Genomic DNA, 4,305 nt, shown 5'->3' on the forward strand with positions numbered 1-4,305 from the left:
CCCAGAATTGGTTCCGCAGATTACGCAAAATCCAGCGTGATCACGAACGGCGGTAGTGCCAACCACCTTCCAGGAGAAGGCTTTACGCCTGCCGCGACCTGACTTCTCCCGGCATCCGGAGGCTACAGGTTCGCGGGATCGAACCTGGGCGTGAGTACCACCGGGGCGATCCGCTCAGCGCCGGCATGCGGTCCCGAGATAATCGTGTCTGTGGTCGTGCCCCGGAAGCCGTGACGGCCGTCTGGGCGCAGGATGGTGGACGACGCGTCGAGGCCGTCGCCGTCCGGCACAGGTTTCTGGCGACTTGACCACCTGCCCGACTCCCACACCATCGTCTCCACAGTCAGTCCCGCTGCGGGAACGCGCGCATCGCTGGTCGGCGCTGAGGTGGCAACGCATGTGGTGCCCACGCACCGGGTTGAAAATTCGATGTATCCGACGATGTCGGCGGATCCTGGTGCCCATTCCGCGGGGGAACTGTCGACGTATTTCGACCGGCTGTCTTCCAGAATGAGACGGTAGGAGCCGTTCAGCATCGCGCGGGGAGGAATCGGTGCTGAACGACTGGCCGGCGCGGTCGGCGGATCGGCAGCGGTGCGAGGCGACCCAAACCCGTTGTCGCGCGGGGACTCCCAGCGGCTGTACACCACGCCGGCCACCGCAACGCCGGACACGAGAATCACAGCGATAGCACCGGCGGCTCGCCGAGCGGCCCGTCGGTTTTTGATTCCGGCGTAATTCATGCCATGGGCCTGCCTCTCATGGAGTCCGCGAGCGCACGTCGTTGTCGGATATCACCATGGTGCGCGCGGTAAACACGTAAACACCTGGGCAGATGCTGCGACGTGGCTGAAAAAGCTGCGAATCCGAGACGCTGATTCAGCCGCCGCCGTGCAAGCCGTCGCTGATGCCCCGCAGGTCATTGTTGATGCCCCGCAGATCACCCTCGATGGTCTGCAGATTGGTCACCGATTTCTGGAGCGACTGCTGCGCCTGTTCGGTGCCTGTCGATTCGAATTGCGGGCAGTAGGTGACGATGGCGGCCGAGGTGAAATCGGCACTCTGGTTGGCGTCCCAGACGGTGGAGCGCTGCACGAACTGGGCGGCATCGGTGACATTGGGCTGACGCCCGAGAAAGTCGCAGACCGCGTGCCCGTGCGTCGCGACGTAGTCGCGATTGGGCACCGGGACGCCTTCATGCTGCAAGGCATCGATCATCGCCTTCTCCGCGACGTCGGCCGGCGAGGCGGCCTTGGCCGACGGGGCAAGGGCCGACGGGGCAAGGGCCGACGGGGCAAGGGCCGACGGGGCAACCGTACTAGGTTGCGCTTCTGACACCGGATCTGCCGAGGACTGCGACGCCCTTTGATTCCGGTGCAGCACGAGCATCGTCACCAGAGCCGCCGCGATCGCGAACACCGAGACCGGGACGGCCGCGCGCATCGCCAGGCGCAGCAATAGGCCCCGTCGACGTGGCCGTCGGCGCTCGATTGTTCCCTCGAATGGTGCCAGGATCTCGTCGAGCACTGTGGTGTCGCACAGCACCTCGACAGGGTGCCCTAGGCGCTCGTCGAGCAGCGCGTCGACCTGCTGACTGGACGGCTGCCCACCGCGCTGGCGGATCGAGCGGAGCTCTGCTGCCACGCGGCGTAGTTCGGAGTCGATCGTCTCTCGATCGCGCATCCCAAAAGCTTAAAGCCAAGTGGCTTATCGGATTACCGTGATCGCTTTTCTCGTCGCCTTTGTGCGCCGCGGGCCGGTCTGCGGGCGCGTCGGAATGTTAACGAGGTGACCTGATTCGGCGATTCGCTGGCAACGGGTGTCGGCAGCGCCTTAGATGAACTGATGGAACTGATGAGTCCCCTCGACTCGGTGTTTTTGTCGCTCGAGTCGCGGGAGCATCCGATGCACGTCGGCGGACTGCAGCTCTTCCAGCCGCCGGAGGGCGCCGGGCCGGAGTTCGCCAGAGACATGCGCGACAAGCTGGTCGCCAACCACGACTTCCAGCCCACCTTCCGCAAGCACCCCGCGTGGACATTCGGCGCGATCCCGGCCGTCGCGTGGACGTATGACGACCCCGACGACATCGACGTCGACTACCACGTGCGGCGCTCGGCGCTGCCGACCCCGGGCCGGGTCCGTGAACTGCTCGAACTGACCTCGCGCTGGCATAGCGGGCTGCTCGACCGGCACCGTCCGCTGTGGGAGGCGCACTTCGTCGAGGGACTGAACGACGGCCGGTTCGCCGTCTACAGCAAGTTCCACCATTCCCTGGTCGACGGCGTTTCGGCGCTGCGCCTGATGCAACGGACCCTGTCGCCGGATCCCGACGACACCGACATCAAGGCGATTTGGGATCTGCCGCGACGCCACCGCCACACCGAAGGCTCGAAACGACCGGGGTTGGGCCAGATCGCGGGATCCATTGCGGCCTACGGCCCTTCGACCTGGTCGCTGGCGCGCGCCGCACTGCTGGAACAGCAGCTGACCCTGCCGTTCGCCGCGCCCCGCACCATGTTCAACGTGCCGATCGGCGGTGCCCGACGCGTCGCGGCGCAGTCGTGGGCGATCGAGCGGCTCAAGACCATCAAGGTCGCCGCCGGGGTGACGTTCAACGACGTCATCCTGGGCATGTGCGCCGGGGCGCTGCGCTCCTATCTGCTGGACGAGCACGCGCTGCCGGACAACCCGCTGATCGCGATGGTCCCGGTCAGCATGCGTTCAGCGGAGCAGGCCGACGCCGGCGGCAACCAGGTCGGGGCGCTGCTGTGCAACCTGGCCACCGACATCGATGACGCCGCGACGCGGCTGGAGACGATCAGCGCATCGATGCGCGGCAACAAGAAGGTGTTCTCCCAACTGCCCAGGCTGCAGGCCTACGCGCTGTCCGCGGCGCTCATCGCGCCGCTCGGACTGTCCGCGGTGCCGGGTTTCGCCACGGCGACACCACCGCCGTTCAACATCGTCATCTCCAACGTGCCGGGGCCGACCGAGCCGATGTATTGGGGCGGCGCCCGACTCGACGGCAACTACCCGCTGTCGATCGCGCTGGACGGGCAGGCGCTCAACATCACGATGGTCAGCAACGCCGACAACATCGACTTCGGTCTGGTCGGATGCCGCCGAAGTGTGCCGCACCTGCAGCGGTTGCTCGGTCACCTGGAAACGTCACTGAAGGATCTGGAACGCGCGGTCGGCGTGTGAACGCGTGCCCAAGCTCAGCGCGGGCCTGCTGCTGAAGGGCCAGCTCGCCCGCTCGATCAGCTGATGGTAGGCCCGGGTGTGACCGGTGTAGTGGAGGGCTGATCGGGCTGGCGTATGTTCAAATCCATGCAGACCTTGCGCACACCTGAGGAACGGTTCACTGGATTAGCTGAATTCCCCTATAGCCCACAGTATTCCGACGTGTCCGACGCCGAAGGTGGCACGTTGCGGATGGCGTGGGTGGCCGACGGACCCGCCGATGCCGACCCGGTGCTGATGTTGCATGGCGAGCCGACGTGGTCATACCTCTACCGCAAGATGATCCCGGTGTTGGCTGCGGCCGGACACCGCGTCATCTGCCCGGACCTGGTCGGATTCGGCCGTTCGGACAAGCCGACCCGCATCGAGGACCACAGTTACGCCCGTCATGTCGAGTGGGTGCGCGAGCTGGTGTTCGACAAGCTGAACCTGCAGCGGGTGACCCTGGTCGGGCAGGACTGGGGCGGGCTGATCGGGCTGCGGCTGGCCGCCGAACATCCCGAACGGTTCAGCAAACTGGTCGTCGCCAACACCGGCTTGCCCACCGGCGACATCCCGATGCCCGAGATCTGGTGGCAGTTCCGGAAGGCGATCCAGACCGCGCCGTCGATCGAGGTTGGGAGGTTCGTGCAGGGCGGCTGCCGTCGGCCGATGAGCGACGAGGTCCGCGCGGCCTACGACGCACCGTTTCCCGACAACGCCTATTGCGTGGGGCCGCGCGCCATGCCGGGGCTGGTGCCGACGTCACCCGACGATCCCGCCGCTGCGGCCAACCGATCCGCCTGGGCGACCCTGACCGCGAGCCCGACGCCGATGCTGGTGGCCTTCAGCGACGGCGATCCGATCACCGGCGGGATGGCGCCGATCCTGCAACGCGAGATGACCGGCGCACAGGGCATCAGCCATCCGGTGGTGGGCAACGCCGGGCATTTCCTGCAGGAGGACGCCGGCGAGGAACTCGCCGGATACATCGCCGACTTTCTGGGCCGCTGACACCGTAGCTAATCGCAATTCCGTCGACGCCTGCACAATGCAACATATGTCTGCCACCGCTGGCGTCGC

Annotated in this window: 4 protein-coding genes; 2 read left to right on the plus strand and 2 right to left on the minus strand. The window is 66.3% G+C overall.

From position 1 onward, the window contains the following. Nucleotides 1–122: 122 nt before the first annotated feature. Both AC2VOG_RS01195 and AC2VOG_RS01200 read right to left on the minus strand, forming a co-directional pair. Entirely contained in the window at nt 123–674 is a 552-nt protein-coding gene (locus AC2VOG_RS01195; protein WP_486938087.1) for a hypothetical protein, read from the minus strand. Between the two features lie 205 nt (nt 675–879). Next, nucleotides 880–1,683 (minus strand): DUF732 domain-containing protein, encoded by an 804-nt coding sequence (locus tag AC2VOG_RS01200; RefSeq protein ID WP_486938088.1) that lies wholly within the window; start codon nt 1,681–1,683, stop codon nt 880–882. Nucleotides 1,684–1,845: 162 nt separating this feature from the next. On the opposite strand from AC2VOG_RS01200, the gene AC2VOG_RS01205 reads away from it, so the two are divergent. After that, nucleotides 1,846–3,204, plus strand: a complete 1,359-nt coding sequence (locus tag AC2VOG_RS01205) for a WS/DGAT/MGAT family O-acyltransferase (RefSeq protein ID WP_486938089.1) — start codon at nt 1,846–1,848, stop codon at nt 3,202–3,204. Between the two features lie 126 nt (nt 3,205–3,330). Next, a complete protein-coding gene (locus AC2VOG_RS01210) occupies nt 3,331–4,236 on the plus strand; it encodes a haloalkane dehalogenase (protein ID WP_486938090.1) in 906 nt (301 codons plus the stop codon). Nucleotides 4,237–4,305: the final 69 nt, after the last annotated feature.

It is taken from the genome of Mycobacterium sp. TH-M11, assembly GCF_057473725.1.